This window comes from Streptomyces sp. CO7 (genome assembly GCF_053474865.1).
Window position 1 is genome coordinate 1,420,668 of record NZ_JBRIOU010000002.1, and the last position, 2,418, is coordinate 1,423,085.

A 2,418-nucleotide genomic window follows, 5' to 3' on the forward strand; every position below is an offset into this window, starting at 1 on the left:
GTGCGCGGGGGCGGGTACCCGCGCACAGGCGGCTCAGGCGGGTTTGCGCCAGACGGAGACGTGCTTCTCGGAGTCGTTGGTGAACGGGGAGCCGTCCCAGTCGGCGACCCGCCGCTCCAGCTGGAGTCCCGCGATGCGGGCCATCAGGTCGAGCTCCGCCGGCGATGCGTAGCGGTGACGGGAGTTGCCCCGCCGGTAGCGGCCGTCCTCCTCCAGGACGAAGTGGTGGGAGACGAGGAGCTGGTCGGTCATGTCGATCGTGTCGAAGCCGAGGTGGCGCTCGGAGACGTCGAAGGGGACGGCGGTCTGCCCCGGCGGCATCCGGCGCAGGGGAAGAACGCCCAGCTCGATCACGAAGCGGCCGCCGGGGGCCAGGTGCCGGGCCGCGTTGCGGAAGCACTCGACCTGCTCGTCCTGGGTGAGCAGGTTGGAGATCGTGTTGTAGACCAGGTACACGAGGGTGAAGCTGCCGGGCACGACGGTGGTGGCCATGTCGCCGATGACGACCGGCAGGGTCTCCTCGTCCACCTTGCCGCGCAGCACGGCGGCCATGGGTTCGGACAGTTCGATGCCCGTCACGGGCACGCCCCGCTCCCGCAGGGGCACGCCGACGCGGCCGGTGCCGATGGCGAACTCCAGGGCGGGGCCGTCGCCGGCCAGTCGGGCGAGGAAGTCGACGGTGGGGCCGAGTACTTCGGGGGAGACCATGACCGTCTCACCCGCGTCGTAGCGCTCGGCCATGTCCTTGGACCAGATTTCGCTGCTCGTCACGAGCGGACAGTGTGCTGATCCGCCGGCCGCCTGTCGAAGGGTTTTCCGGCGTGCCCTCAGGCCGCCTCATGCCGCGTCCGGGCCGCCTCAGGCCGCGTCCGGGCCGCCTCAGGCCGTGCCCGGGCGGCCTCAGGCCGCGCCCAGGCCGGTCACGAAGGCGGTGAGCGCGGCGAAGTCCTCGTCGGTGAGGCCTCGGCGGGGATCGACGCGCCGGAGCAGCGCGGGCGCCGGGTGGACGCCCTCCACCCAGAGCCTGTCCACCGGGCCGATCTCGTCGTCCACCCAGACGAACGGGCGGCCCTCCGCCCGGGCCACCAGGGCGGGGGTCTTCCAGTGCAGGCCCCGCGGCCTGCCCGGGGTGTCCGGGCCCTCGGGATCATCGGGCCACCTCACCACCGGCAGGGCGGGGAGGCCCAGGCGAGGCGCGAGGACCTCGTTGGCCTCGTCCTGCCAGGAGGTGGCCCACACGAGGTCGCAGCCCAGACAGAGCAGGCGGGGGCCGAGGCCGGGGTCCAGACGGGACAGCAGCGGGTTGCCCGCGTCGGCGGTCGAGGGGGCGGGACGGGCGCCGCCGAAGGGGAGCAGCGGGCCGTCGACGTCGAGGAACAGAAGCGGAGCCGCCCGGGTCACCGGCCGGACACCACCTTCTGACGTACGGCGGGCCTGCGGCTCATGACCACGTCGACCGGGTCCTCGGACTGCCGCACGAAGCCGTGGCGCTCGTACAGCCTGCACGCCGGGCTGCCCTGCAGGACGACCAGGCGGAGCTGCTCACCGGCTGCGTCCGCGTCGTCGAGGAGCGAGCGGAGCACCGCACTTCCCAGCCCCTGGCCCTGCCGGGCGGGCGCCAGGTAGAAGTGCTCCAGCACCCGGCCCCCGTCCTCGCCGGGGCGCACGGTGACGCAGCCCGCCAGGGACCCCTCGACGGTCACCACGGAGGTGTGCTGCGGGGACCAGGAGTCACGGAACCGCTGACGGACCCGGTGCGCGTCGTAACGGCCCAGCCGCTCCAGGTCCGGACGCATCACCGCGGCCCGTATCTCCGCGATCGGTTCGACGTCCTCCGGGCGGGCGGGGCGCAGGGCCCACTGCGTGATCATGGGGAGAGGTTACGCGGGGCGGGAGGAGACCAGGACGCCGATCTTGTCGATGCGGTGCTCGGGATTGCCGTTGGCGTCCCGCCAGAAGTTGCCCGCCGCGTCGTCCTCGGGCGTCGCGCAGGTCGAGACGGTGATCATGGCCCGGGTCGCCTCGCGCCCCGGGTGCCCCGGAACCTCCGCGCGCTGCTCGGCGAGCGAACGCTCGGAGCGGAAGGAGGTCGAGCGGGTCCCGGTGATCCGGTACTCGTGGACCGTGCCGCCCGAGGTGACCAGGACCTTGTCGCCCACGCCGAGGGAGGGCAGGTCGCGCAGCGGGCCGCCGGCGGAGAGCCGGTGGGCGGTGATCAGGTGGTTGCCGATCTCGCCGGGGCCGACGCCGCCGTCGGGCCCGTACGGGCTGGCCGCGTGGCCCCGGTCCTGGATACGGGTGCCGGGCCGGTCGTCCGTCGTCCCCTCGTAGCGGACCACCCGCAGGTCGTCGAGACCGAGGGCGGGGATGCTCAGCCGTGCCTCACGCGTCCGCGGATCCGGGCGGGTGGGGGAGTGT

Annotated in this window: 4 protein-coding genes; all 4 read right to left on the reverse strand. The window is 73.8% G+C overall.

Annotated features, from left to right (window positions below; all coding sequences use genetic code 11):
- Nucleotides 1–33: 33 nt before the first annotated feature.
- The gene (locus ACOV8S_RS08475) at nucleotides 34–771 is read right to left on the reverse strand and encodes a class I SAM-dependent DNA methyltransferase (RefSeq protein WP_448317064.1); all 738 of its coding nucleotides are present in this window, start codon (nucleotides 769–771) and stop codon (nucleotides 34–36) included.
- 129 nt (nucleotides 772–900) lie between these two features.
- Entirely contained in the window at nucleotides 901–1,401 is a 501-nt protein-coding gene (locus ACOV8S_RS08480) for an HAD domain-containing protein (protein WP_448317066.1), read from the reverse strand.
- Nucleotides 1,398–1,871, reverse strand: coding sequence for an N-acetyltransferase family protein (locus tag ACOV8S_RS08485; protein ID WP_448317068.1), 474 nt, complete (start codon nucleotides 1,869–1,871; stop codon nucleotides 1,398–1,400). Before ACOV8S_RS08485 ends, ACOV8S_RS08480 begins: the two co-directional genes overlap by 4 nt.
- Nucleotides 1,872–1,880: 9 nt before the next feature.
- A partial coding sequence (locus ACOV8S_RS08490) for a class E sortase (protein WP_448317069.1) occupies nucleotides 1,881–2,418 on the reverse strand: 538 nt, incomplete at its 5' end.

Coding starts and splice junctions, on each gene's coding strand:
- ACOV8S_RS08485 (WP_448317068.1), bottom strand. CDS start 1,871: ATGATCACGCAGTGGGCCCTGCGCCCCGCCCGCCCGGAGGACGTCGAA.